The organism is Pseudoalteromonas sp. S2721 (assembly GCF_005887425.1).
Taxonomy (GTDB): Bacteria; Pseudomonadota; Gammaproteobacteria; order Enterobacterales; family Alteromonadaceae; genus Pseudoalteromonas; species Pseudoalteromonas simplex.
Genome location: NZ_PNCZ01000097.1, coordinates 1 through 256, shown reverse-complemented (window position 1 = coordinate 256; position 256 = coordinate 1). Strand labels below are relative to the sequence as shown.

Below are 256 nucleotides of genomic sequence, written 5' to 3'. Positions count from 1 at the left end.
CTTTATGCGGAATGGTATTACGAGAGAAAAGTTAGCGAGGGGAAAGTTGAAGGAGTAAAGGTTTGGAATTCTGGCGTAGGTTGGGTAGAACGGAGTGAAACCCAATACAGAGCTATCAGCTTTCAGCCGTCAGCGTTCAGCCGCGCGGTGTGGGTGTTTGGTCCTGCGTCATCCTCTGGTTCTAGGCAAAGTCTACTTGTAGGAATGGCTTTAGCCATGAATATGTTTGTTATGGTCTGAAATCGGCACTGAAGTG

1 protein-coding gene is annotated in these 256 nt (G+C 47.7%); it reads left to right on the top strand.

Features of this window, described 5'->3' with window-relative positions:
* A partial coding sequence (locus CWC02_RS20880; RefSeq protein ID WP_212751486.1) for a hypothetical protein occupies window positions 1–240 on the top strand: 240 nt, incomplete at its 5' end.
* Window positions 241–256 lie beyond the last annotated feature (16 nt).